Below are 23,372 nucleotides of genomic sequence, written 5' to 3'. Positions count from 1 at the left end.
GGGCTTCCCGGTCTCCCGCTCCGCCGCGGCGGTGCTACTCCCCCAGCCCCTCGGCGGCGCGGACCGCGTCGCGGTAGGCGCGGGCCGCCGCGCGCAGTGCTGCCTCCGGGTCCACGCCCTCGGTCTCCGCGCGCAGGGCGAGGGCCAGGAGTTCGTAGCCGATGTCGTCTCCCGTGGGCACCGGCACGTCGAGGTCCGCCGTGCGCACCCGCGAGCCGAGCTTGGCGGCGAGGGCGAGGCCCGGCTGGCCGAGGGGGACGCCGTCGGTGACGGAGTCGCGGCGCTTGGACTCGCCCTTCTTGCGGAGCCAGATCTCGCGGACCTCCTCCGGGGTGGCGGCCGTCTCGTCGCCGAAGACGTGCGGGTGGCGGTGGATGAGCTTTTCGACGATGCCGCCCGCGACGTCGTCCACCGAGAACGGCTCGTCGGCGTCCTCCTCGGCGATGCGCGCGTGGAAGACGACCTGGAGCAGTACGTCGCCGAGCTCCTCGCGCAGTTCGTCCCTGTCGGCCGTCTCGATGGCCTCCACCAGCTCGTACGACTCCTCGATGGCGTACTTCGCGAGGTCCTCGTGGGTGCGCAGTCGCGACCAGGGGCATGCGCGGCGGATGCGGTCCATGACCTGGACGAGGTCGAGGAGGCGGGCGCCCGGCAGGTCGTAGGAGCCGGGGAGCAGCTCCAGGGACGGCATCTGCTCGCGCCCGGATCCGGCGAGGCGGGCCAGCCCGTCCGTGAGCCGCTGGTCTCCCTCCGCCGTGGCGATGACGACGAGGGTGCGCCCGCCGTCTGCGCAGCGGTCGACGAGCTCGCGCGCCGTCGGCGAGGCGACCGTGACCTGGACGCCCGCCTCCTTCAGGTACGGCAGCTGCGGGTGCGCGGCGTCGGCGCACAGCACCTCGTCGGCGGCGCGCAGTTCCTGCCACGCCTGCCAGGACAGGAGGCCGGGGGCGACCCGGTGGCTGGTGGTGAGCAGGACGACGCGGCCGGCGGCGGTGCCGGCGTCGGCGGTGGCGTGGGGCTCGTGCGCCTCGGGTTCGTTCACCCCTCGAACGTAACCCACGCCACTGACAGCCCCGCCTCCCGCGGGACTACATGGTCTGCTGCTGCGCGGCGGGTTCCTTCGAGACCTGCCTCAGCCAGGGCGTCTTGGCGTCGACCCGGCTGTTCTTGGTGACGTCCCAGGAGCCGTAGCGGGGGTTGAGGTCGACGTTCAGCTCCTTGGAGGCGCTGGAGAGCGCCTTCCAGAAGACGGCCTTGCCCTGTGGGGTCCGCATGTCGGCGCCGAGTGCGCTCGACAGCTTCTGCGCCTCGATCTCGGTGCGCAGGCTCTCGGTGAGCCGCTTCGGCGGGACGTTGTACTGCTGCAGCCAGGTGACCTCCAACTGCCTGGCTCCGCCGGCCTGTTGTTCGAGGCCGGCCCGCATGCTCTGCATCTCCTTGCGGGAGACGGAGATGCCCGCGTCGGTGGCGGCGCGGTGCAGGACCCGGTCGAGGACCATCGTGTGCAGCGTGTTGCGGGTGAGGCCACCGGTCTTGGCGATGGCCTGCTCGTACTGTGCGGTGTCCTTGGTGGCGGTCTGCTGCGCGTCGCGCACCTCGTTCACCCGGCTCTCCAGTTGCGAGACGGTGATCCGCTGCCCGCCGACGACGGCCGCGGCACCGGGGTGCGCTTCGCTGCCGCAGGCGGTCAGGGCGGGGACCGCGGCGATGGCGGCGGCGGACAGGACGAGCGCGGTGCGGCGGCTGTTGCGGCGGTGCAAGGTGGCCTCCCTGCGAAGAGTTTGTGGGCATCCCGCCGCGCGAAGCGCGTCCACCAGGGGCGGTGGTCGGGTGACGGGCGGGCGCACAAAGTCCGGCGATGATCGATGTTAGGCAGTGACCGCTTGCCCGGCCACCTTTTCGACAACGATTCGCCGCGAGTTGAGATACCGGAGGTGCGGGAAGCGGCCGCGGGTCAGCCTCTGACCTGTCCGAGCCACTGCAGGGTGCGGCGCACCTCCGCGGGGAACGGATGCCCCGGCCCGTGCAGCCGCTCGGCGTCGTGCAGCAGCCGGGTGAGCGTCTCGTGGGCGGCGCCCCGGTCTCCGACGGCGAGCAGCAACTGTCCTATGCGGCGCCGTACTTCGAGGGCGAGTCCGAGGTCCGTGGTGGCGTACTGGTTCTCGTAGTACGGCAGCAGGGAGCGGTACTCGGCGAGGGCGGCGGCCGGTTCGCCGAGCGCTTCGAGGCACTGCGCGGACTCGTAGCGGAACTGGAGGGACTGTGGGTCGGCGTGGCCTGCCTCGGCGGCGCGCTCGTCGGCGAGGCGGCGCAGTTCGGGCAGGGCGCGCCGGTACTGGCCGTCGTCCATGAGGGTCGCCGCGTACTGCTTGCGCAGGGTGCGGACGACGGGTGAGTGCTCGCCGTGCTGGGCGGCCGCCGCGGGCAGGATCGCGCCGAGGATGTCGACGGCCTGCGTGATGCGGCCCTCGCCGAGGAGCACCTTCACTTCGTCGACGGCCCGTGCCACGTCGGGGCGGTCGCCCTGGACGTCGGTCCCGGCGGGGCGGGGTGCGGGGGTGACGGCGCGGTCCGGCCAGGGGGCGTGCGGGCGCAGGAAGGGGCGGGTGGGGTCGAGCGGGTGGCCGGTGGGCACGCCGCGCGCGGGCAGCAGGGGGAGCAGTTCCTGGTACGTCTGCTGGGCGGAGGCGGGGCGGTCCTGCGGGTCCTTGGCGAGCAGCCGCAGCACCAGGTGTTCCAGGGCCTGCGGCACCTCGGGGCGCAGTTGGCGGACCGGGACCGGGGCCTCGTAGAGGTGGCGGTGGAGGATGCCGAGGGCGGTGGTGCCCGCGAACGGCACGTCTCCGCTGAGCAGTTCGTGCAGCAGCACGCCGAGCGCGTACAGGTCGGTGTACGGGCCGACGGCGCCGCCCATCGCCTGCTCGGGCGCCATGTAGGCGGGTGTGCCGATCGGTGAGCCGGTGTGGGTGAGGCGGGTGGTGTCGGTGTCGAGGACGGAGGCGACGCCGAGGTCGAGCACGGTGATCGTGCCGTCCTTCTTGACCATCACGTTCCGCGGCTTGAGGTCGCGGTGCACGATCGGTACGGCGTGCACGGCGGAGAGCACGGCGCACAGTTGCGCGGCGACCGCGACGGCCCACTGCCACGGGAAAGGGCTGTGCTCGGCAAGGTGGTCGGCGAGGTCGGCGCCGTCGATGTACTGCATGACGAGGTAGAGCTCGTCGCCCTCGGCGCCCGCGTCGTGCACGGTGACGAGGCCGGGGTGGTCGACCTGGGCCGTGACCCGGCACTCGCGCAGGAAGCGGTGGCGCAGTTCGTCGGCCTCGGCGCCCGCGACGCGGTCGGGGCGGACCAGCTTCACGGCGACGCGGCGGTCGAGTCGCTGGTCGTACGCCGTCCAGACCTGGCCCATGCCGCCCTGGCCGATGAGCGTGGACAGTTCGTAGCGTCCGGCGACGACGCGGCCGCCGGCCTGAGCGTTTCCTGTCACTGGCCGCCGTCCTGCTTGCGCAGATAGTCGCTCAACTCGTCCAGTTCGGCGCGTACCTGGTCGATGCGGTGGTGGGGCGGCGGGGTCTGGTTCTGCGGGGTGGGCGGCGCGGTGGGTGCCGGGCCGGGCATGGGCGTGGGCGTGCCCGGGGTCTGCGTGGGCATCGTGTGCGGCTGCTGCTGCGGGGGCGGCGCGGGCCAGGACTGCTGCGGGTGCGGCTGCGGGTGTCCGTAGGCGCTGGACGGGGTGGTCTGCGCGTACGGGTTCAGCGGGTGCGCGGCGCGCGGCCTGCGGATGTCGTAGACGAGGAAGTACACCGCGCTGCCCAGCGAGATGAGCAGCAGCACGGCGAGGGCGACGTCCGTGCGCGGGTCTTCCTCCGGGAGGGAGCCGATGACGGCGAACAGCGCGATGCTGACGGGCAGCGAGACGACGGCCAGGAACCAGTCGAGCGGCGTGCGGCGCAGCGCCGCGATGCGGAACAGCGGGGCGCAGGAAAGCAGGCCGCAGGTGAGCACGGACAGCGCAGGGAACAGCACCCGCAGGGTGATGACCGTGCCCTCGCTCTCGCGTGGGGGCGGCGCCGCGCCGGGCCCGTACATGGCAGCTCCTGGTCAGTTGTCCGGGATGGGACGCACGGCAATGCGATGCCGGCTCCTTTGAGCGTATAGGCGGACTCGGACAACGGGCCCGGGGTTGTACCGAACCGTTGTCGCTCCGCTCACACCCGGCTCTATCGGAGCGATGTCCTCCGGTTTTGCTGGTCCGTTCCTGCGCCACGGGGCTCCGCCCCGGACCCCGCTGCTCAATCGCCGCAGGGGCTCAAAAGGTCGGGCTCCACCCCGGAGCCCGAGCCTCAATCGCCGCAAGAGCTCAAAAGATCGCTCCGGGTCTCAATCGGCGGCGGAGGTCAGGGTGTCGTGGAGGGACTGGACGAGGTGGTCGCCGAGGCGGGACGCGCGGCGGAGGGTGGCTTCGAAGGTGGCCAGGGATTTGAAGCGCTCGGCGTATGCGGACTGTTCCGACAGCGGGAGGCGGGGCAGTTGGAGGCGGCGGACGTCCAGGCGCGTGGCGGTGGAAGCGTGGCTGGAGGCCTGCCGGTTGTTGGCGGTGGAGCGCAGGAAACCGGCGAGGAACCACGGGTCGAGCGCGGCCGGTTCGGGCCGCAGCAGGGCAAGGCCCCGGCCCAGCGCGGCGCCCGCGTCCGCCTCGCCGACGACACGGACGGCCGCGGCGCCACCGACCACGGGCACGACGACGTCCCCGACCTGAAGGATCACCGGATCGTCGTCGGTGGCGTGGCCCCCTGAGGGCGCGGTGCCCGTCAGCACGTCGTGGTCGGTGAGCACGGGTACGCGCGCGTGCCCTCCAGGCCCCCCGCCGGTCGCCGCCGTACGCAGCGACAGGGCGCCCGCGCGCGCGAGTTCGCCGACCGTGGTCAGCGGCCAGCGGGCCGGGGACGTCACGTCGGGGACGGCGGGCGGGGTGAGCTTCGTGGCCAGCCGCAGCGTGTCGGCGAGCTCCGCGCGTACGGCGGTCAGTTCGGCGCCGCCGCCGCCCGCGGCCGGCGGGGGCAGGCGGCGGGCGGGCGCGAGGTCGACCTCGTCGTCGAGCAGGTCGATGACGGGCACCGAGCGGGCGAGGCCCGGCCGCTCCTCCAGGGAGCCGTCCCGGTCGAAGGCGCGCCAGGCGTCGAGCACGGCTTCGCGCACCTCGTCCCACACCGGCTGCTCCCGTACGTCGCCGGACTCGGCGAGCGAGGTCGTGTCGACGAGCAGCAGTCCGGGTGCGGCGGGCGCGCCCGCGCCGGGGCGGCGCAGCACCCACAGGTGCAGCGGGATGTTGTTGGGCGGGACGGCCCCGGCGGGCAGCGCGATCACCGCGCGCAGGGCGCCGCGGCGCAGCAGGTCGGCGCGGATCCGGCGCCCGGAGCGGCGCGAGGCGACGGTGGGCGGCATCAGGAGGACGGCGCTGCCGCCGTCCTTCAGGCGCGCCAACGCGTGCTGCACCCATGCCAGTTCGGACTCGGTGCGGGCCGGGAAGCCGTACTCCCAGCGCGGGTCGTAGGCCAGCTCGTCGTGCCCCCAGCCGCGCTCGTTGAACGGCGGGTGGGCGAGCACGACGTCGGCCCGTACGTCGCTCAGGGCGTCGGCGCGCAGGGTGTCGGCGGCGGCGGTGCGCACGGCGGGGGCGTCCGCTCCGCCGTTGCCGTCGAGGGCGAGGCGGAGCGCGGTGAGCGCGGCGAGTTCGGCGGAGGCGTCCTGGCCGTACAGGGTGCGGCCGGGCCGCGGGTCGTGGGTGCGTACGGCGTCCAGGAGGGCGCCGGTGCCGCAGGCCGGGTCGAGGGCGGTGACGGCCGGGCCCGCGAGCGCGGCCATCAGCTCGGCGGGGCCCTGCGGGGTGAGCGTGTACTGGCGCGGGTTGGCGTCGAGGTGCCGGCCGAGCAGGAAGGCGAAGGTGCCGCGGGCGCCCAGTTCCGTGGCGAGTTCGGCGGCGCCGCGCAGGAGCGGTACCGAGGGCAGCAGGGCGGCGGGCGACGGGGTGTCGACGGCCCGCTCGGTGGCGTGGCCGAAGCGCGGGGTGAGGATGCCTTCGAGGGCGGCCGACAGGCGCTGGGACAGGCCCCGGTCGTCATCGGTCGCGGCGAGCGCGAGCCATTCCGTGGGCCGGTCGTGCACGAGCAGCAGGGCGCAGCCGGTGTGCAGCAGGGCGGTGACCGGGCCCGCGGGGTGTCCCGCGAGCTGCTGCCAGACGCGCTCCCGCAGCGGGACCTCGGCGAGCTTTCCCTGCTCGCGCAGCCACTCCTCGATCTCGGCGAGCGCGAACGACGGGCTGGTCTCGGTGCCGCCGACCGGTTTGGGGAAGTCCGCGTGCCTGCGGCGCCAGTTGCTGACGGCGGCGCGCCCCACCCCGGCGAGCCGGGCGATCCCCGCGGCGGTCACCTCTGTCGCGTTGTCCTGCACCGGCCCGACTCCTCTCCGTACCTGTGCGACCGACCATACAGACTCCCGCGTAAGAACCGCATTCACAGTCGTGAGCACATTCAGTTCTGTGTACGCGGTTGACTCGGTTCACAGGCCGTGCTGTTATTGCCTCAGCCAACCGCCGGACATCGGGAGCCGGGGGGAGGTTGGCTTCTCTCATCACGGAGGAACAGTCATGTCCCACACCCAGCCGCCTCAGCAGCACCCTCAGTACCCGCCGTTCCAGCAGCCGCAGCAGCAGGCCGCGCGCAACGGGCTGGGGACCGCCGCGCTGATCCTCGGCGTCATCGGCGCCCTGTCGGGGCTGATCCCGCTGCTGTTCTGGCTGGCCGGAATCCTCGGCGTGATCGCCCTGATCCTGGGTCTGACGGGGCGCGGCCGGGCCAAGCGCGGCGAGGCCACGAACAAGGGGGTGGCCCTGGCCGGCACGATCCTCGGCCTCGCGGCGATGGGCCTCGCGGTCTTCGGTGCGTACACGACGTTCAAGGCGGTGAACGACGTGGTCGACGAGGTCAACAAGTCGGTGTCGGACACGAAGGCCAAGGACACGAAGGCGTCCGGCGACGCGAAGGGCGAGGACGCCGCGGACGACAAAGGCGGGGAGAAGCCGGCCGCCGGCAAGACGCTCGCCGCGGGTGACTCCGTGGTCTACGACGACGACCTGACCGTCGCGGTCTCCAACGCGGTGACGTTCAGCCCGAGCGAGTTCGCGGCGGGCCACAAGAAGGGCAATCACGCCTACAAGGTCACGGTCACCGTCACGAACGACTCCAAGGAGAAGTTCGACGCGACCCTGCTGACCGCGGACGCCCGCGCCGGCAAGAACGGCACCACGGCGGAGCAGATCTTCGACGACAACGTCGGCGACGCCTTCACCGGCACGGTCCTGCCCGGCAAGAAGGCCACGGTCGTCTACGGCTTCGACGCCCCGGCGGACGCGAAGAACCTGACCGTCGAGGTCACCCCGGGCTTCGAGTACGACGGCTCGCAATGGGACCTGAAGCTGTAAGCAATCGGCTTCAGAAATGGGGGGGGTGGACGCGGCACGCGCTCAACGCGCGTGCCGCGTCCGCATGTTCACAGCGAGCACGGGGCCCGCACGGTCACAGCGCGTGCCGCACCCAGACGTTCGGCTCGACGTACACGGCGTAGCCGTGCTCGGGCTCGCAGCGCACCGGCACCAGAGCGGCGGGCACCTCGACGGGCCCCTCCTTCTCGAAGGGCAGCCCGGTCCACTCCCGCCACTGCTCCAGCGAGCCCGCCACGACCATCGAGGCGGGCGCGACCTTCTCGACGACGCCGCCGGCCCGGACGTGCACCCGCAGCCACGGGTCGTGCGGCAGCCCGTCCGACTCCCGCACCCGGAACGCGTACTCACTGATGGGCGTTTCGGGTTCGAGGTGCTTGGCGCTCGGCCGCACCGGCGCGACGACCTCACGGAAGCCGCGCACCCGCGCGTTCTCCCGCATCGCCGCGAGCATCCGCCCCGACAGCCCGCGCCCCTGGAACCCCGGCGTGACGGCGATCTCGACGGCGCTCACGGTGTCGGGCGCGAGCCCGGCGGCCCGGTCGGCGAACGCCCACTGCAACACCTGGTCCCAGCCGCCGTCCGGCAGTTCCCCACGCCCCTCGGCGTGCAGCACGAACGGCACGCTGTACGCCTTGGCGACCACACGCCCTCCGGCGTCGGTCGCCACGAACGCGTACTCGGGCAGCTCCTCCCAGATGCGCCGCAGGAAGGCCCCGGCGCACACGTCGTGCCCGATGAACACGGGCCAGGTGTCCGCCATCGTCCACAGGGGAAGGGCCAGTTCGGGGCGCTCGGCGAGAGTGGTGATCGTCAGATCGCTGCGGGAGCCGGGGACGGTTTCCATCCGCACATCGTGCAGCGACCACCCCAAAACCGCAGCCACTTTTCCGCCCCGTCCGCTGCCCGGTACGGGCTACGCCCCCACGATCGACGTGAGGAACTCGCCCACCCACGCCAGCAGCTCGCGGCCGACCACCGGCTTGCCGCCCATCTTCTTGGGCTTGGGGCGGGGGACGAGGAGTTGGTTCGTGGCCGACTTGATGACCGTGCCGGGGTAGAGGCGCTTGAGGCGCAGCTCCTGGGACTCGCGCAGCTCCACCGGGGCGAAGCGGACGTTGTTGCCCTGGAGGACGATCTCGCCGACGCCGCAGGCCCGCGCCAGCATCCGCAGGCCGGCCACCAGGAGCAGGTTCTCCACCGGCTCCGGCAGCTTGCCGTAGCGGTCGACGAGTTCCTCGCGGACGTGCTTGACGTCCTCCTCCGTGTTCGCGGACGCGATGGCCCGGTAGGCCTGGAGGCGCAGCCGCTCCCCCGGCGCGTAGTCGTGCGGGACGTGCGCGTCGACCGGGAGCTCGATCTTGACCTCCAGCGGCGGCTGCTCGTCCGAAGATCCGTCACCGCCTTCGAGGGAGGCGCGGTAGTCCGCGACGGCCTCGCCCACCATGCGTACGTACAGGTCGAAGCCGACGCCCGCGATGTGTCCCGACTGTTCGCCGCCGAGGAGGTTGCCCGCGCCGCGGATCTCCAGGTCCTTCATCGCGACGTACATGCCCGCGCCCATCTCCGTGTGCTGGGCGATCGTCGCGAGGCGCTCGTGGGCGGTCTCCGTCAGGGGCTTCTCCGGCGGGTACAGGAAGTAGGCGTAGCCGCGCTCGCGGCCTCGGCCGACGCGGCCGCGCAGCTGGTGCAGCTGCGAGAGGCCGAAGTTGTCGCCGCGCTCCACGATCAGCGTGTTCGCGTTCGAGATGTCGATGCCGGACTCGACGATCGTCGTCGAGACGAGGACGTCGAACTTCTTCTCCCAGAAGTCCACGACGACCTGTTCCAGGGCCTGTTCGGACATCTGGCCGTGCGCCGTCGCGATCCGCGCCTCCGGCACGATCGCCCGGAGCCGCGCCGCCGCCCTGTCGATGGACTCGACCCGGTTGTGGATGTAGAAGACCTGGCCCTCGCGCAGCAGTTCACGGCGGATGGCGGCGCCGATCTGCTTCTCCTCGTACGGGCCGACGAAGGTCAGCACCGGGTGGCGCTCCTCCGGCGGCGTCGTGATCGTCGACATCTCGCGGATGCCGGTGACCGCCATTTCGAGCGTACGGGGAATGGGGGTCGCGGACATCGTCAGGACGTCGACGTTGGCCCGCAGCTTCTTCAGCTGCTCCTTGTGCTCGACGCCGAACCGCTGCTCCTCGTCGACGATGACCAGGCCCAGGTCCTTGAACTTGGTCTCGGAGGAGAACAGGCGGTGCGTGCCGATGACGATGTCGACCGAACCGTCCCGCAGCCCTTCGAGCGTCGCCTTCGACTCGGTCTCCGTCTGGAAGCGGCTGAGCGCCTTCACACTGACGGGGAACTGGCCGTACCGCTCGGTGAACGTGCCGAAGTGCTGCTGGACGAGGAGGGTCGTCGGCACGAGGACCGCGACCTGCTTGCCGTCCTGGACCGCCTTGAACGCGGCGCGGACCGCGATCTCCGTCTTGCCGTAGCCGACGTCGCCGCAGATCAGGCGGTCCATCGGGACCGTCTTCTCCATGTCCTCCTTGACCTCGGCGATCGTCGTCAGCTGGTCGGGCGTCTCCGCGTACGGGAACGCGTCCTCCAGCTCGCGCTGCCAGGGCGTGTCCGTGCCGAAGGCGTGGCCGGGTGCCGCCATGCGCGCCGAGTACAGCTTGATCAGGTCGGCCGCGATCTCCTTGACGGCCTTCTTGGCGCGCGCCTTCGTCTTCGTCCAGTCGGCGCCGCCGAGGCGGTGGAGGGTGGGCGCTTCCCCACCCACGTACTTGGTGATCTGCTCCAGCTGGTCGGTCGGGATGTAGAGCCGGTCGCCGGGCTGGCCGCGCTTGGCGGGCGCGTACTCGACGACGAGGTACTCGCGGGTCGCGCCCTGCACCGTGCGCTGCACCATCTCGATGTAGCGGCCGACGCCGTGCTGCTCGTGCACGATGTAGTCGCCGGATTCGAGGGTGAGCGGGTCGATGGTCTTGCGGCGCCGCGCGGGCATCCGGGCGCCGTCCTTGCCGGCGGCCTTCTGCCCGGTGAGGTCGGTCTCGGTGAGGACCGCGATCTTCAACGCCGGGTCCACGAAGCCGAATTCGAGGCTTCCGCAGGACACCTGGACGACGGACGGGGCGAGTTCGCCCAGGTCCTTCTCCAGGCGGGCCGCGATGCCCTCGCCGCCGAGCACCTCGACGGTGCGGCTCGCGGGGCCGTGCCCCTCGGTGACGTAGACCGCGCGCCAGCCGTCGGCGAGCCAGCCCTTCGTGTCGGCGAGCGCGCGGGCGGTGTCGCCGCGGTACGTCTCCGGGGCGTGCATGCCGAGCTGAAGGGTGTCGGCGTCGGTGTCCACGGCGTCCGCCGCGAACGGGGACACCGACCACCACATCATCCCGAGCTCGCGCGCCCGGTCCCGTACGTCCGCGATCGCCCACAGGGACGCGGCTCCCACGTCGATGGGGGCCTTGCCGCCGGTGGCCGAGGCCGCCCAGGACGCCTGGAGGAACTCCTGCGAGGTCGCCACCAGGTCGGCGGCGCGCGTGCGCACCCGCTCCGGGTCGCAGACCACGGCCATGGAGCGGGCCGGCAGCACGTCGAGCAGCAGTTCCATGTCGTCGACGAGGGCGGGGGCGAGGGACTCCATGCCCTCGACGGCGATCCCTTCGGCGATCTTGCCGAGCAGCTCGCCCAGCTCCGGGTGCTGCTCGGCGAGGTCGGCCGCTCTCGCCCGCACGTCGTCGGTGAGGAGCAGCTCGCGGCAGGGCGGCGCCCACAGGCCGTGCTCGGCGATCTCCAGGGAGCGCTGGTCGGCGACCTTGAAGTAGCGGATCTCCTCGATGTCGTCGCCCCAGAACTCGACGCGGAGCGGGTGCTCCTCCGTCGGCGGGAAGACGTCGAGGATGCCGCCGCGCACCGCGAACTCGCCGCGCTTCTCGACGAGCTCGACGCGGGCGTACGCCGCCGCGGCCAGTGCCTGGACCGTCTCCTCCAGGTCGGCGCTCTGCCCGGTGCGCAGGGCCACGGGCTCCAGGTCGCCGAGGCCCTTGACCTGCGGTTGCAGCACGGAACGGATGGGTGCGACGACGACGGAGACCGGGCCGGTCTCCGGGTCGTCCGTGCTCGGGTGCGCGAGGCGGCGCAGCACGGCGAGGCGGCGGCCGACGGTGTCCGAGCGGGGGCTGAGGCGCTCGTGCGGCAGCGTCTCCCACGACGGGTACTCCACGACGCCGTCGGCGGGCAGCAGCGAGCGCAGCGCCGCCGCCAGGTCCTCGGCCTCCCGGCCGGTGGCGGTCACCGCGAGCACGGGACGTTTCGCCTCGCGGGCGAGGGCCGCGATGGCGAAGGGGCGCGACGCCGGAGGGCCGACCAGGTCGACGTGCATCCGGTTGCCGTCGCCGGCGGCTGTGATCGCTTCCGCGAGGGCGACGTCCTTGACGACGGCGTCGAGCAGTCCGTGCAGGCTCATGGGGCCTTGGCCTTTCCCGTCCGGGGTGGGCAACGCAAAGGGCCCGACACGTCTCACGGGCCGGGGTTCTCCAGAGTACGTCGCCGCGCGGACAGCCGCCGGACAGGGCCGGACGGGGCCGGTGGGGGCTGGTCGGGATCTGGTCGGGGTCTAGGTGAGACCGGGCGGTGGGCCGATGTGGTGGTCGGCGACGGCGAACGCGGTGAAGTCCGCGTACTGCGTGCGCGGGGTGGCCCAGCTGGGGTCGCCGCCGCCGAAGAACGTCGAGAAGAAGACGCCCGCGATGCGCAGGTCGTCGGTGGTGCGGAACTCCAGGCCGGAGCGGCGCAGCACCCGGCGCCCGTCGAGCTCCACGGTCACCGAGCCGTCGCGGCGCCCGGGCCGGTTCAGGACCACGGACTGTTCGACGCAGGTCCAGCGGCCGACCGGCCAGGACCAGGAGCCGCGGCCCAGCGAGGTGCCGTGCACCTTCGAGGTGGGCAGGTACGCGTACACCTCACCGCGGCCGCCGCGGCGCCACATGTAGCGGGTGGACAGGCCGTCGTCGCCGTCCGGGATGTGCCCGCCGCTGGTGGCCGTCCCTCCATAGAGGCCGGGCAGCTTGCCGCCCTTGACGAAGTCGAAGCCGGGCGGGAAGCGCAGGCAGTACCGCAGGTGCAGCCGGTCGACGGGCCCGGCGCGCAGCGGCAGGTAGAGCTGGGTGCCGCCCTCGGGCCGGTCGTAGGTGCGGGCCACCTTGGGGCTGGCCGAGCGGGCCGGGTACCGCACCCGCAGGACCGGGCCCCGCACCGGCCCGCCGCCGGGCAGCAGCCCGGCACGGTCGAGCCCGAACGAGCCCGCGTGCCGGGCCCTGACCCGCATGCCGAAGAACCCGGCGACGGCGTGCGCGCCGCCGGTCGGCGACGGGCCCGTCGGGGTGCCCGGCGACGGCGTGCCGGGCGGGGGCGTGCCGTGGTCGTCGTCCTTCGAGCCGGACGAGCACCCGACGAGTACCGCTCCGGCCACGGCGGCTCCGGCCACCATGAACTGCCGCCTGCGCATGGCATTCCCTCCTTGTCACGCCGTGTTGCGGACATGGCCCGCGACCCGCGGTGACGCGGTTCTGCGGTGCCTCACCTGGTGCACGGTCTGCAGCAGCACCGCGAGCCCGAGCGCGACCAGCGCGGCGAGGCCGAGCCAGGGGAAGGGCGGCAGGCTGATCTCCGTGTCACCGTGCCGGTACACCGAACCGTCCCCGGAGAGCGCGACGGCCGCCCGCACCCGGGAGTCGGTCAGGTCGAGCCGGGCGCCCTTCTCGGCGTCGACGCCCTTGCGCCGCGCCAGTACGTCCACGCCGACGGCGGTGACCCGGGTCCGCCCGGCGAGGTGCACACCGCGGCGGGCCCCGCTGACGACGAGCCGGTCCAGACGGGCCGAGCCCCTCAGGTCGACGGCCGTGCGGGCTCCGGTGACCGAGCCGCCGCTGACCCGCAGCCCCGGCGACGCGGAGGACAGCCCCTTCAGCGCCGTGCCGCCGATCCGCACTCCGGACAGGGACACCCCCCGGGTGGTCGCGGACGCGGTGATCCCGAACCGCTTCGGCCGTACGTCCAGGTCGCGCAGTGCGACCTGCCCTGCCTGGCCGCGCAGGGCGACCCCGGTGCCGGAGTCTCGGAGCACGGTGCCGTCGACGACGACGTGTGCTCCGGCGATCTCGACGCCGTGCTCGAAAGCGGTCACATCGCCGCCGCGGACGGTCGCGCCGCCGATGCCGGCGGCCAGCGAGATCCCCGTACCGCTGCCGTCGCCGGCCAGGTCCGGCTCGCTCACGGTCACCCGGGAACCCGCGCCGAGCACGGCGAGCGCGGTCGGTGTCACGCGGACCACGGGCCGCCGCACGGTGCAGGAGGCGCAGGACATCAGCCGGACACCGCCGCTCCCGTCGCCGTACGAGACGGGATCGGCCAGGGTGAGGCCGCGCTGGGGCGTGGCCCGGATGCCGACGCCTCGGTTGGCCGTGGTGGAGACGCCGGCCAGGAAGCGGCCGTCGGTCCCGCCCACGACGACGCCGTGCCGCCCGCTGGTCCCGACGGACAGCCGGCGCACCGCGGTGCCGCGGTCCCCGTTCAGGGCGACGCCGTCCTCGGCCGACCCCCTCACGGTGACCCGGTCGAGCCGGACCCCGCGGGAGCCGGTGAGGCGCAGCCCGGTCCGGTTGCCGCGGAACGTCGAGGCGACCGCGCGTCCGGTGCTGCCCCGGCCCCAGGTGACCCCGGACTCCCCGGTCGGGGCGGTGCCGGGGCGGCCGAGCCCGGTGACGGTCGAGCGGACGATGTCCATCCGGCCACCCCTGCCCATCGCCAGGTACGGCCGCCCGGCGGCGGGTCCCGGCGCGGGCTCGGTCGCGCGGAGCGTGGCGCCCTCCAGGTCGAGGAGGGCGCGGGAACCCCGGATCCAGGTGCCGGACCTGGCGGTCCGTCCCGTGGTCAGCAGGACGGTGCCGTCGGCGGGCCTGATCTGCAGGGCGCTGCCCGGCGCGAGCAGGATCGCCGCGCGCACCCGCATCGTGGGGTGCCGCCCCGGCTTGTACGTGATCCAGCCCTGACCCGCGTGGGCGGAGAGCCAGCCCGGGGTGACCGCGCCCGGGCCCGGGTACAGCCGGCGCTTCACGGTGCCGCGCCGCACCAGGGTGACGGTGCCGGGCCGCACCACGATCAGCCGGTCCGGCCTGCCGTTGCGCCGCCAGGCCGCGACATCCGGCCCCCGCCCCTCCCCGGCAGCGGGCTTCCCGGTCCGGCCCGGGGCCGGAACCTCGGGAGCCCGGGTGGGTGTCGTCGGCACGCGCGTCGGCGACGCGGGTGCCGAGGACGTGGGAACCCGGGTCGGCCGAGCCGGGGCGGAAGACGTCGGAGCCCTGCTCGGCCGAGCCGGGGCGGAGGAGGTCGGCCCCTGTGTCGGCCGCCCAGGGGCGGAGGACGTCGGATCCCCCGGAGCCGTGGTCGGTTCCCCTGGTTCCCGCGTCGGCGCCACCGGGCCCGAAGCGGGACGCCCCAGCCCCCAGGCCAGAGCCCCCGAACCCGAACCCAACTCCCCTGGGCCACCCGAGCCACCCGGCCCCCCGGACACCGAAGCCCCCGGCGCCGCGTCGGACGCCGTCGCCCCCGGCATCCCGGCGCCCGGTGCCATCGCCGGAGCGGTCAGCAGGGCGACGGCCGCGACCCCGAGTGCCGCACTGCGCAGCGCCGCACCCCGCAGAGCCGCACTGCGCAGGACCGCACCCCGCACACCAGCACCGCGCAGAGCCGCTCCCCGCGTCCCCGGCGCCCGGCCCTTCTCGCCGCCCCGGTCGGTACGGGACCGCGCGCCGGTGTCGGGCCTCATGCCCTCGCCCCCGCTCCGGAGGAGGGCGCGGTCGGCCCGGAGGTCGCAGCCGTCCGGACCACGACGCCGTTCTCGACCGAGACCTGCCGGGTGAGCCAGCGCTGCCGGCGCACGGTGAACAGGGCGCAGATCTTGATCACGGCCATCAGGAACGACATCACCACGAACCCCGGCACGAGGAAGAAGGACGTCGGCCGGCGCACGAGGTGCGGCAGCATCTTCATCGACCGGCTGACCCACCACCAGGCGCCCAGGCAGGCGACGAAGAACCAGTCCTGGCGGATGATCGCGTACGTCATGAAGAACGGCGACAGCAGCAGGGTGAAGCTGCTGACGCCCTTGTCGACCATGCTGTAGACGAGAAACGGGTGCCGCCAGACCCAGCGCCGGGACAGGGCTCTGAGATCGGAGCGCCAGGTGTTGCGGGCCCAGCGCAGCCGCTGCTTGCAGAAGACGCGCAGGGTGCCGGGGAACGTCGACCAGACCCGTGCGGAGCGCTGCATGTACGTGCGGTGCCCGCGCTCCAGGATCAGCGTGGTCAGCCGCTTGTCGTCGCCGGACATGCACGGCACCCCCATGAACGTCTCGTTCATGAAGTCGTCGGCCACCTCGAGGAGCAGGGCGCGCCGGTAGACGGCGGTGCGCCCCGACAGGCAGGAGACGGCGCGGCCGAGGACGGTCTGCGCGGCGTTCTCGTCGAAGTACCGGTAGTCGAGGAACATGTCGTTGACCCGCTGGAGGAAACCGCGGGGGTTGTAGACGTTCTGCCGGGTGCCGACGCCGCCGACCCGAGGGTCGGCGAACGGCCTGCGGACCTCGGCAGCGACGTCGTCGGCCCAGATCGTGTCGGAGTCGACCAGCGCGACCAACTCCGATCTGCACGCCTCCCAGCCCCGGCGCAGGGCGTCGCGCTTGCCGGGGACGTCGGTGACGACGACGGTGACCGGGTAGCCCTCCGCGACCCGGCGGCAGACGTCGTCCGTGACGTCGACGACCAGGACCACCTCGTCGACCTCGTTCGCCAGCCAGGACTCGATGGCGAGGCGGAGGATCTCCGGGTCCTCCTGGTAGACGGGGACGACGACGCCGAGGGAGGCCTTGAAGTCGCCGCGCGCCGGCCGGTACAGGGCCGCCGGCACCCGCCGCAGCAGCCAGGAGGCCCAGCGGACCAGGCCGATGATGCCCAGCGGCAGGTAGACGAGGTAGTAGCGGAGGTCGGTGAGCCCGCTGTTGATGGAGTCGAAGAATCTGCTCATGATCCGTCCTCGTGGTCGCGCCTGCTCAGCGGCCCTTCAGGGCCGGGCCGTCGTCATCGGTGGCGAGCACGTCGTTGACCTTGACGACCGCCGTGAGCAGGGGCATGTCCACGCCGAGGGCGTCGGCGAGCCCGAGGAATCCCCGGGTGTCCTTCGGCAGGCAGACGCCGCCGTACGGGCTGCCGCCGCGGATGCCGTAGTACGGGTTGTACGAGGCCTCGGCGGACCGGGCGACGGTCTGCGCGATGGGGTCCAGATCGAGGCCCAGGGTGCGGCTGACGAGCCACATCTCGTTCCAGAAGCTGATCTTCGTGGCGTTGTAGATGTTGTGGGCGCACTTCACGAACTCGGCCTCGGCCGGGTCGTTGAAGAAGCGGGTCTCGCCGCCGAACGGGGCGAGCAGCGCGGCGAGCCGCTCCCGGGTGCGCGCGCTGCGGGAGGCGATCACCGTCATCCAGGGATGGCGGAAGTCCTCGACGGCGGAGGCGGCGCGCAGGAACTCCGGGTTGCTGGCGAGGGTGAAGTCCTCGCCGAGGGTCCGGCCGGAGTACTTCTCCAGGATCGGTTTGACCAGGCCGTCGGCGGTGCCGGGCGGCACGGTCGAGCGGACCACGACGACGTGCGGGGCGGTGGCGTCGGCCAGGGCCCGGCCGACCGAAGAGGTGCCGTCCTCGAAGGCGGTCAGGTCGTAGCCGTGGCCGGTGCTCGGGGTCGGCAGGGTGAGGAAGATGAACGCGTCGGGCGCCCCCTTCAGATCGAGCGAGTCGTGTGCGTCGAGTCCCTGGGCACGCAGCTGGTCCAGGCGCTGGGGTGCCACGTCGATGAAGGTCACCTCGTGCTCGGCACGAAGCAGGCCCTTGCCGGTGGCGGTACCGACGACGCCGGAACCGACGATGAAGATCCTTGACATGGTGAGCTCGTCTCCCGGTCGGATGCGCGGCTCTCGGGCCGGCGCATGCGGAAACGTCACAGGAATGCGCCCACGGCCGGCCTGAAAAGGCCCCGGAAGGGCCTGGAAGGACCGGTGGAGACCGGGAAGTTCAAGAGAGAACCGGCATGCGGGCACGGAAAAGAGAAATGCGGATGCGGACGCCGGAGCGCCGGCTCAACACCGGTTCGCTCTCGGCCTCTCCGCCGCCTGCGCTCTCGGGCCCCCGGATTCCCGCAGCTCATGGCCGATTGTCTCGGCGGCGCGGGTGACCGCGGTCGTAGACGAGAGCACTCGCCCCTCAACCCCCCTGAATTGCATGAATGCTGAACACCTTTCGGCGTTCGCCCCTCCGGGACAGACATTAGGTCCTGAACACCCCGCGAGGCCAGAAGGATTGAGATATGGCTACTAATTGCGCATGTCCGAAAAAGGAGAGGTTTCGTGCCAGCAGGGCTTTTCTCCGCCGAGGTGAACCTTCCGGGACAGAAGAACGGCTCCCGGCGCACCGTGGGTGCGCCGGGAGCCGTTCTCCCCGGAAAGGAATGCGTCATTCTGTCGCGATCGCCCCCAGCACGTTCATCCGCCCCGCCCGGAACGCCGGAACCAGCGCCGCGAACAGGCCCACGAAGGCCGAGCCGATGAAGACCGCCACGATCGTCGGCCAGGGGATCTCCAGAACGCCGAGTCCCTCCAGGGCCAGGAGCTGCTGGGCCGTCGCACCCCAGCCCATGCCGAGGCCCAGGCCGAGGAAGGCACCGAAGACGGCGATGACCACCGATTCCAGGCGGATCATGCGGCGCAGCTGGCGGCGGGAGAGGCCGATGGCGCGCATCAGGCCGATCTCGCGGGTCCGCTCGACGACCGAGAGGGCCAGCGTGTTCACGACACCGAGCACCGCCACGATGATCGCGAGCGCGAGCAGCCCGTAGATCATGTTCAGGAGCTGGCCGATCTGGTCCTTCAGCGTCTGCTTGTAGTCGGTCTGGTCCTTGACGTGGACCGTCGGGTCGGCGGCGACCGAGGTCTTGAGCGCCTTGTACGCCTGGTCCGTCCTGCCGGACTCCGCCTTCGCGAACATCATCCCGTTGAGCGGCATCCGGTCCGCCGGGAGATAGCGCGCGGCCGTCGTCAGGTTCGTGTACATCGCGCCCTTGTCGAACGTGGTGTCGTCCGACGTGATCGCCGCGATCTTCAGTTGCGCGGTGCGCCCGTGGTCGAAGGCGACGGTCATGGTGTCGCCGACCTTCACCCCGTGCTTCTCGGCGAAGCCGGAGCCGACCGACATCGCGTTCTTCCCGTACGCCGCCGACAGCTCGCCGGAGGTCGTCTCGCGGCGCAGGTCCTGCGCGTAGGTCGGGGTGGCCGCGACCAGCTCCTCCGACTTCGTCGCGCCGTTCGGCGTGGTCAGCCGGGCCTCGACGTACTTGACCTCCGTGACGTGGGAGACGTACCCGTCCTTCTGCACCTGCTTCAGGTCCCTCGCCGCCTGCGGCTTGATGCCGCCCTGGCCCTCCACGATGAAGTCCGCGCCGACCGACTTGTCGAGCTCACTGGTCGCCGAGGCCACCATCGAGGAGCCGACCACGGACAGGCACGCGACGAGCGCGAGGCCGATCATCAGGGCGGCGCCGGTGGCACCGGTACGGCGCGGATTGCGCAGCGCGTTGCGCTCGGCCATGCGTCCCACCGGGCCGAACATCCGCAGCAGCACGGCGCTGACGACGCGGACCACGACGCCCGCGAGCAGCGGCCCCACGACGACGAACCCGATGAGCGAGGCGACGATGCCGACGCCGAGCCACAGCGCGCCCTCGCTCGCCTTGTCGGCCTGCGCGGCGAGGTACAGCGCGAACCCGCCGCCGCCCGTGAGGACGACGCCGACGACTCCGCGTACGACGCCCGCCTTGACGTCGGCCGGGGTGCCCGCGTCGCGCAGCGCGGCCATCGGGGAGACCTTGCCGGCGCGGCGGGCCGGGAGATACGCGGCGAGGACGGTGACGACGATGCCGAGCAGCAGGCCGATCGCCGGGGTCGTCCACTTCACGGTGAGGTCGTCGGTGGACAGGTCCATGCCCATGGACGACATGATCTTCATCAGGCCCACGGCGAGGCCCATGCCCGCGCCGACGCCGAGCACCGAGCCGACGACGCCGAGCAGCAGCGCCTCGACGAGCACCGACCGGTTGACCTGCTTGCGCGAGGAGCCGATGGCCCGCATCAGGCCGATCTCGCGGGTGCGCTGGGCGACCAGCATCGAGAACGTGTTGATGATCAGGAAGATGCCGACGAGGAAGGCGATGCCGGCGAAGCCGAGCAGGGCGTACTTGATGACGTCCATGAAGGAGCCGACGTCCGCGGCGTTGGCGTCCGCGGCCTCCTGCTGGGTCTGGATCTTGTACGTGCCGCCGGTGCCGAGGGCCGCGGCGACGTCCTTCTTGAGGCGCGCGTCGCTGACGCCGCTGTCGGCGGCGACGTTGATCTGTGTGAACTGCCCTGTCTTGCCGAGGAGTTCGCGCTGGGCGGTCGCGGTGTCGAAGTAGACGACGGCCGCGCCGGGGTTGGTCACCGTGAAGGAGGCGATGCCGGTGATCCTGGCCCTGATGTCGCCGGTGGCGGTGATGGTGCGCAGTTCGTCGCCCATCGTGAGGTGGTGCTTCTTCGCCGTGTCGGCGTCGACCATGACCTCGGTGGGGCCGCGCGGGGAGTGCCCGGAGGTGATCTCCATGGAACGCAGGTCGTTGTGCGTCCAGTTGCCCGCGATGGTGGGGGCGCCGGTGGTGGACCCCATGTTCTTGTTGTCGGAGTTCACCACGGTCACGTTCATCGAACTGACCGCGCCCTCGGCGGACTTGACGCCCTCGGCCTGCTTCACCGCGGCGAGCGCGGACGCGGGCAGCGCCTCGGGCCGCCCGGTGGCGCTCCCCTCGGCCTCGGCGTCCTTGGGGCTGACGGTGACGTCGGACGCGGTGGCGGTGAAGAGCTTGTCGAAGGTCTTGTCCATCGTGTCGGTGAACACGAGGGTGCCGCTGACGAAGGCCACGGACAGCAGGACGGCGACCGCGGAGAGGGCCATCCGGCCCTTGTGCGCGAAGAAGTTGCGCAGCGAGGTCTTCATGACCGTGTTGGCACTCATGACGTGCGGCCCCGCGCGTCGAAGTCCTTCATGCGGTCCAGGACCGCCTCCGCGGTCGGGCGGTGCATCTCGTCGACGATGCGGCCGTCCGCCAGGTACAGGACGCGGTCCGCGTACGACGCCGCGACCGGGTCGTGCGTGACCATCACGATCGTCTGGCCGAGTTCGTCGACGGAGCGGCGCAGGAAGCCGAGGACCTCGGCGCCCGCACGCGAGTCGAGGTTTCCGGTGGGCTCGTCACCGAAGATGATCGACGGCCGGGAGGCCAACGCCCGTGCGACGGCGACGCGTTGCTGCTGTCCGCCGGAGAGCTGCGTGGGCCGGTGCTTCAGGCGTTCGGCCAGGCCCACCGTCTCCACGACCTGGTCGAGCCAGGCGCGGTCCGGTTTGCGGCCGGCTATGTCCATCGGGAGCGTGATGTTCTCGATCGCGTTCAGCGTCGGCAGCAGGTTGAACGCCTGGAAGATGAAGCCGATCCGGTCGCGGCGCAGCTTCGTGAGCTTCTTGTCCTTCAGGCCGGTGATCTCGGTCTCGTCCAGGAAGATCTGCCCGGACGTGACCGTGTCGAGGCCGGCCAGGCAGTGCATCAGCGTCGACTTTCCGGAGCCCGAGGGACCCATGATCGCGGTGAACCGGCCGCGCGCGATGTCCACGTCGACGTGGTCGAGCGCGACGACGCGGGTCTCCCCCGCCCCGTACGCCTTCACCAGTTGCCGCGCACGCGCGGCGACGGCCGAACTCTGTCCAGTGCCCCCGTGCCTGGGGATGGTCGCAGCCGTAGTCACGGTAAGTCTCCTAAGTCGGTCACGCGTGGGATGCGTGAATCAGCGCCTGTGCGGCTCAGTCTGGTGGAGCGGGGTGCCCCGGCGCGGTGCGGAAAGGCCCCGTCTTCTCCGGGGGAAAACCCCACCACCACACGCTACGAAGGGCCCCGTGCCCGCTCGTCCTCCGGCGGGACGAACCGACCCTGCCCCCTTCTACAGAGGTCCCCTTAGGGGAGGTCCACCCCTCGGAGGACCTCTACTCAGGGTCGACTCCCCCGCATAAGCTCCTGAGGTAGATACGTGCAGGGGGAACGCATGCAGGGAACCACCGACCGGCGCCGCGCGGCGGTCGTCGCCGCGCTGATGCTGAGCATGGCGCTCGCCGCGCTCGACTCGACCATCGTCTCGACCGCGGTGCCGCAGATCGTCGGTGACCTCGGCGGCTTCTCCCTCTTCTCCTGGCTGTTCTCGGGCTATCTGCTCGCGGTCACCGTCACCCTCCCCGTGTACGGGAAGCTGTCGGACACCTTCGGCCGCAAGCCCGTACTGATCGCGGGCAGCGTGCTGTTCCTGGTCGGCTCGCTGCTGTGCGCGTCCGCGTGGAACATGACCGCCTTGATCGCCTTCCGGGTGGTGCAGGGCCTGGGCGGTGGCGCGATCCAGGGCACGGTGCAGACCCTGGCGGCCGACCTCTACCCGCTCAAGGAACGCCCCAAGATCCAGGCCAAGCTGTCGACCGTGTGGGCCACTTCGTCGGTCCTCGGCCCGGCGCTCGGCGGGCTGCTCGCGTCGTACGCGGGCTGGCGGTGGATCTTCCTGATCAACCTGCCGATCGGCGCCGTCGCGCTCCTGCTCCTCGTACGGCATCTGCACGAGCCGAGCCGGGAGCGGGCGGCGCGGGTGCGGATCGACTGGGCGGGCGCGCTCGGGGTGTTCGCGGCGGGCGGTGTGCTGCTGACCTGGCTGGTGCAGGGCGGGGTCGCGTGGGCGTGGGACTCGGCGCCCTCGATCGCCCTGCTCTGTACGGGGGTTGTCCTCATCGGCGCTGTGTTCGTGATCGAACGGCATGTGGCCGAGCCGATTCTGCCGGGGTGGGTGTGGCGGCGGCGCACCATCGCCGCGGTCAATCTGGCGCTCGGCGCGATGGGCCTGCTGATGGTGGCGCCGACGACGTTCCTGCCGACGTACGCGCAGTCCGTCCTCGGCCTGTCCCCGACGTCCGCCGGCTTCGTGCTCTCCGTGATGACGCTGAGCTGGCCGGTCTCGGCGGCCCTGAGCCAGCACGTGTACCGCAGGATCGGCTTCCGCGACACGGCCGCGCTCGGCATGGCGGGGGCGCTGGTGCTGCTCGCCGCGTTCCCGCTGCTGCTGCCCTTCCCCGGCGCGGTCTGGCAGCCCACGCTGATCAGCCTGCTGCTCGGCGCGTCCCTCGGCCTGTTCCAGCTCCCGCTCATCGTGGGCGTGCAGTCCACCGTCGGCTGGGCGGAGCGCGGCACCGCCACCGCTTCGGTCCTCTTCTACCGGCAGATCGGGCAGACGGTCGGCGCCGCCGTCTTCGGCGCGGTCGCCAATGGCGTGATCTCGGCCCGCCTCGGCTCCGGCTCCGACCTCGACTCGGTGGCCCGCGACCCCGGCGCCGACGGGGTGCGGCGGGCGATCGACGCGGCCGTCGACTCGGTGTACGTCGGCGCCGCCTGCGCCGCGGGGCTCGCCCTCGTGGTCCTCCTGACACTGGCCCCGCGACGCTTCCCCGTCCTGGAATCGGAGCCTGCCGACCTCATAGCGGACGGGGCCGGGCAGGAAAAGTCATCCGTCGCACAAGTCCCCCACCAGCAACACTCACCTCACGTACAAGAAAAGTCGCGTCGCACGGACTGATCGTTCATCCAAACGCTCCCCAACTGGTCTACCTACGAGTAACGTTCCGGCTCCCCACGCACTCCCTGCGGTCCGCCCAGTCCCCGGCGG

Annotated in this window: 15 protein-coding genes; 2 read left to right on the top strand and 13 right to left on the bottom strand. The window is 72.2% G+C overall.

Going from position 1 to position 23,372, the window contains the following annotated elements:
- Window positions 1–34: 34 nt before the first annotated feature.
- The 5 genes from ACY34M_RS26275 to ACY34M_RS26255 form a co-directional block, all read right to left on the bottom strand.
- Window positions 35–1,042, bottom strand: a complete 1,008-nt coding sequence (locus ACY34M_RS26275; protein ID WP_462720981.1) for a nucleoside triphosphate pyrophosphohydrolase — start codon at window positions 1,040–1,042, stop codon at window positions 35–37.
- A gap of 46 nt (window positions 1,043–1,088) precedes the next feature.
- Window positions 1,089–1,760 (bottom strand): SurA N-terminal domain-containing protein, encoded by a 672-nt coding sequence (locus tag ACY34M_RS26270; RefSeq protein ID WP_462720980.1) that lies wholly within the window; start codon window positions 1,758–1,760, stop codon window positions 1,089–1,091.
- A 194-nt stretch (window positions 1,761–1,954) separates the two neighbouring features.
- Window positions 1,955–3,490, bottom strand: coding sequence for a serine/threonine-protein kinase (locus ACY34M_RS26265; RefSeq protein WP_462720979.1), 1,536 nt, complete (start codon window positions 3,488–3,490; stop codon window positions 1,955–1,957).
- On the bottom strand, window positions 3,487–4,092 hold the full coding sequence (locus tag ACY34M_RS26260; protein ID WP_462720978.1) for a hypothetical protein: 606 nt from the start codon (window positions 4,090–4,092) through the stop codon (window positions 3,487–3,489). Before ACY34M_RS26260 ends, ACY34M_RS26265 begins: the two co-directional genes overlap by 4 nt.
- Window positions 4,093–4,383: 291 nt before the next feature.
- A complete protein-coding gene (locus ACY34M_RS26255; protein ID WP_462720977.1) occupies window positions 4,384–6,453 on the bottom strand; it encodes an N-6 DNA methylase in 2,070 nt (689 codons plus the stop codon).
- Window positions 6,454–6,649: 196 nt separating this feature from the next.
- On the opposite strand from ACY34M_RS26255, the gene ACY34M_RS26250 reads away from it, so the two are divergent.
- The gene (locus ACY34M_RS26250) at window positions 6,650–7,483 is read left to right on the top strand and encodes a DUF4190 domain-containing protein (RefSeq protein WP_462720976.1); all 834 of its coding nucleotides are present in this window, start codon (window positions 6,650–6,652) and stop codon (window positions 7,481–7,483) included.
- Window positions 7,484–7,577: 94 nt separating this feature from the next.
- Here the strand turns inward: ACY34M_RS26250 and ACY34M_RS26245 are convergent, their stop codons facing one another.
- The 8 genes from ACY34M_RS26245 to ACY34M_RS26210 form a co-directional block, all read right to left on the bottom strand.
- Window positions 7,578–8,348, bottom strand: coding sequence for an N-acetyltransferase (locus ACY34M_RS26245; RefSeq protein WP_462720975.1), 771 nt, complete (start codon window positions 8,346–8,348; stop codon window positions 7,578–7,580).
- A 69-nt stretch (window positions 8,349–8,417) separates the two neighbouring features.
- Complete coding sequence (mfd, locus tag ACY34M_RS26240) at window positions 8,418–11,960, bottom strand: transcription-repair coupling factor (RefSeq protein ID WP_462720974.1); 3,543 nt, start codon at window positions 11,958–11,960, stop codon at window positions 8,418–8,420.
- 150 nt (window positions 11,961–12,110) lie between these two features.
- Window positions 12,111–13,001 (bottom strand): polysaccharide lyase, encoded by an 891-nt coding sequence (locus ACY34M_RS26235; protein ID WP_462720973.1) that lies wholly within the window; start codon window positions 12,999–13,001, stop codon window positions 12,111–12,113.
- Window positions 13,002–13,016: 15 nt separating this feature from the next.
- The gene (locus ACY34M_RS26230) at window positions 13,017–14,780 is read right to left on the bottom strand and encodes a right-handed parallel beta-helix repeat-containing protein (RefSeq protein WP_462720972.1); all 1,764 of its coding nucleotides are present in this window, start codon (window positions 14,778–14,780) and stop codon (window positions 13,017–13,019) included.
- 536 nt (window positions 14,781–15,316) lie between these two features.
- The gene (locus ACY34M_RS26225; RefSeq protein WP_462720971.1) at window positions 15,317–16,576 is read right to left on the bottom strand and encodes a glycosyltransferase; all 1,260 of its coding nucleotides are present in this window, start codon (window positions 16,574–16,576) and stop codon (window positions 15,317–15,319) included.
- 25 nt (window positions 16,577–16,601) lie between these two features.
- Complete coding sequence (locus ACY34M_RS26220) at window positions 16,602–17,486, bottom strand: 2-dehydropantoate 2-reductase N-terminal domain-containing protein (RefSeq protein WP_462720970.1); 885 nt, start codon at window positions 17,484–17,486, stop codon at window positions 16,602–16,604.
- 568 nt (window positions 17,487–18,054) lie between these two features.
- Entirely contained in the window at window positions 18,055–20,640 is a 2,586-nt protein-coding gene (locus tag ACY34M_RS26215) for an ABC transporter permease (protein ID WP_462720969.1), read from the bottom strand.
- Window positions 20,637–21,425: an ABC transporter ATP-binding protein gene (locus ACY34M_RS26210; protein ID WP_462720968.1), complete on the bottom strand. Its 789-nt coding sequence runs from the start codon at window positions 21,423–21,425 to the stop codon at window positions 20,637–20,639. Before ACY34M_RS26210 ends, ACY34M_RS26215 begins: the two co-directional genes overlap by 4 nt.
- Before the next feature lie 294 nt (window positions 21,426–21,719).
- Between ACY34M_RS26210 and ACY34M_RS26205 the strand changes: the two genes are divergently transcribed.
- Window positions 21,720–23,282: an MDR family MFS transporter gene (locus ACY34M_RS26205; RefSeq protein WP_462720967.1), complete on the top strand. Its 1,563-nt coding sequence runs from the start codon at window positions 21,720–21,722 to the stop codon at window positions 23,280–23,282.
- Window positions 23,283–23,372: the final 90 nt, after the last annotated feature.

Source organism: Streptomyces sp. EDA2-14, assembly GCF_054963755.1.
Note: the sequence above shows the minus strand (reverse complement) of the source record. Positions and strands in the feature narration are given on the sequence as shown.

Excerpts from the sequence above, each read along its gene's own strand:
- ACY34M_RS26260 (WP_462720978.1), bottom strand. The coding sequence starts at position 4,092 with ATGTACGGGCCCGGCGCGGCGCCGCCCCCACGCGAGAGCGAGGGCACG.
- ACY34M_RS26250 (WP_462720976.1), top strand. The coding sequence starts at position 6,650 with ATGTCCCACACCCAGCCGCCTCAGCAGCACCCTCAGTACCCGCCGTTC.
- ACY34M_RS26245 (WP_462720975.1), bottom strand. The coding sequence starts at position 8,348 with ATGGAAACCGTCCCCGGCTCCCGCAGCGATCTGACGATCACCACTCTC.
- mfd (WP_462720974.1), bottom strand. The coding sequence starts at position 11,960 with ATGAGCCTGCACGGACTGCTCGACGCCGTCGTCAAGGACGTCGCCCTC.
- ACY34M_RS26235 (WP_462720973.1), bottom strand. The coding sequence starts at position 13,001 with ATGCGCAGGCGGCAGTTCATGGTGGCCGGAGCCGCCGTGGCCGGAGCG.
- ACY34M_RS26225 (WP_462720971.1), bottom strand. The coding sequence starts at position 16,576 with ATGAGCAGATTCTTCGACTCCATCAACAGCGGGCTCACCGACCTCCGC.
- ACY34M_RS26220 (WP_462720970.1), bottom strand. The coding sequence starts at position 17,486 with ATGTCAAGGATCTTCATCGTCGGTTCCGGCGTCGTCGGTACCGCCACC.
- ACY34M_RS26215 (WP_462720969.1), bottom strand. The coding sequence starts at position 20,640 with ATGAGTGCCAACACGGTCATGAAGACCTCGCTGCGCAACTTCTTCGCG.
- ACY34M_RS26205 (WP_462720967.1), top strand. The coding sequence starts at position 21,720 with ATGCAGGGAACCACCGACCGGCGCCGCGCGGCGGTCGTCGCCGCGCTG.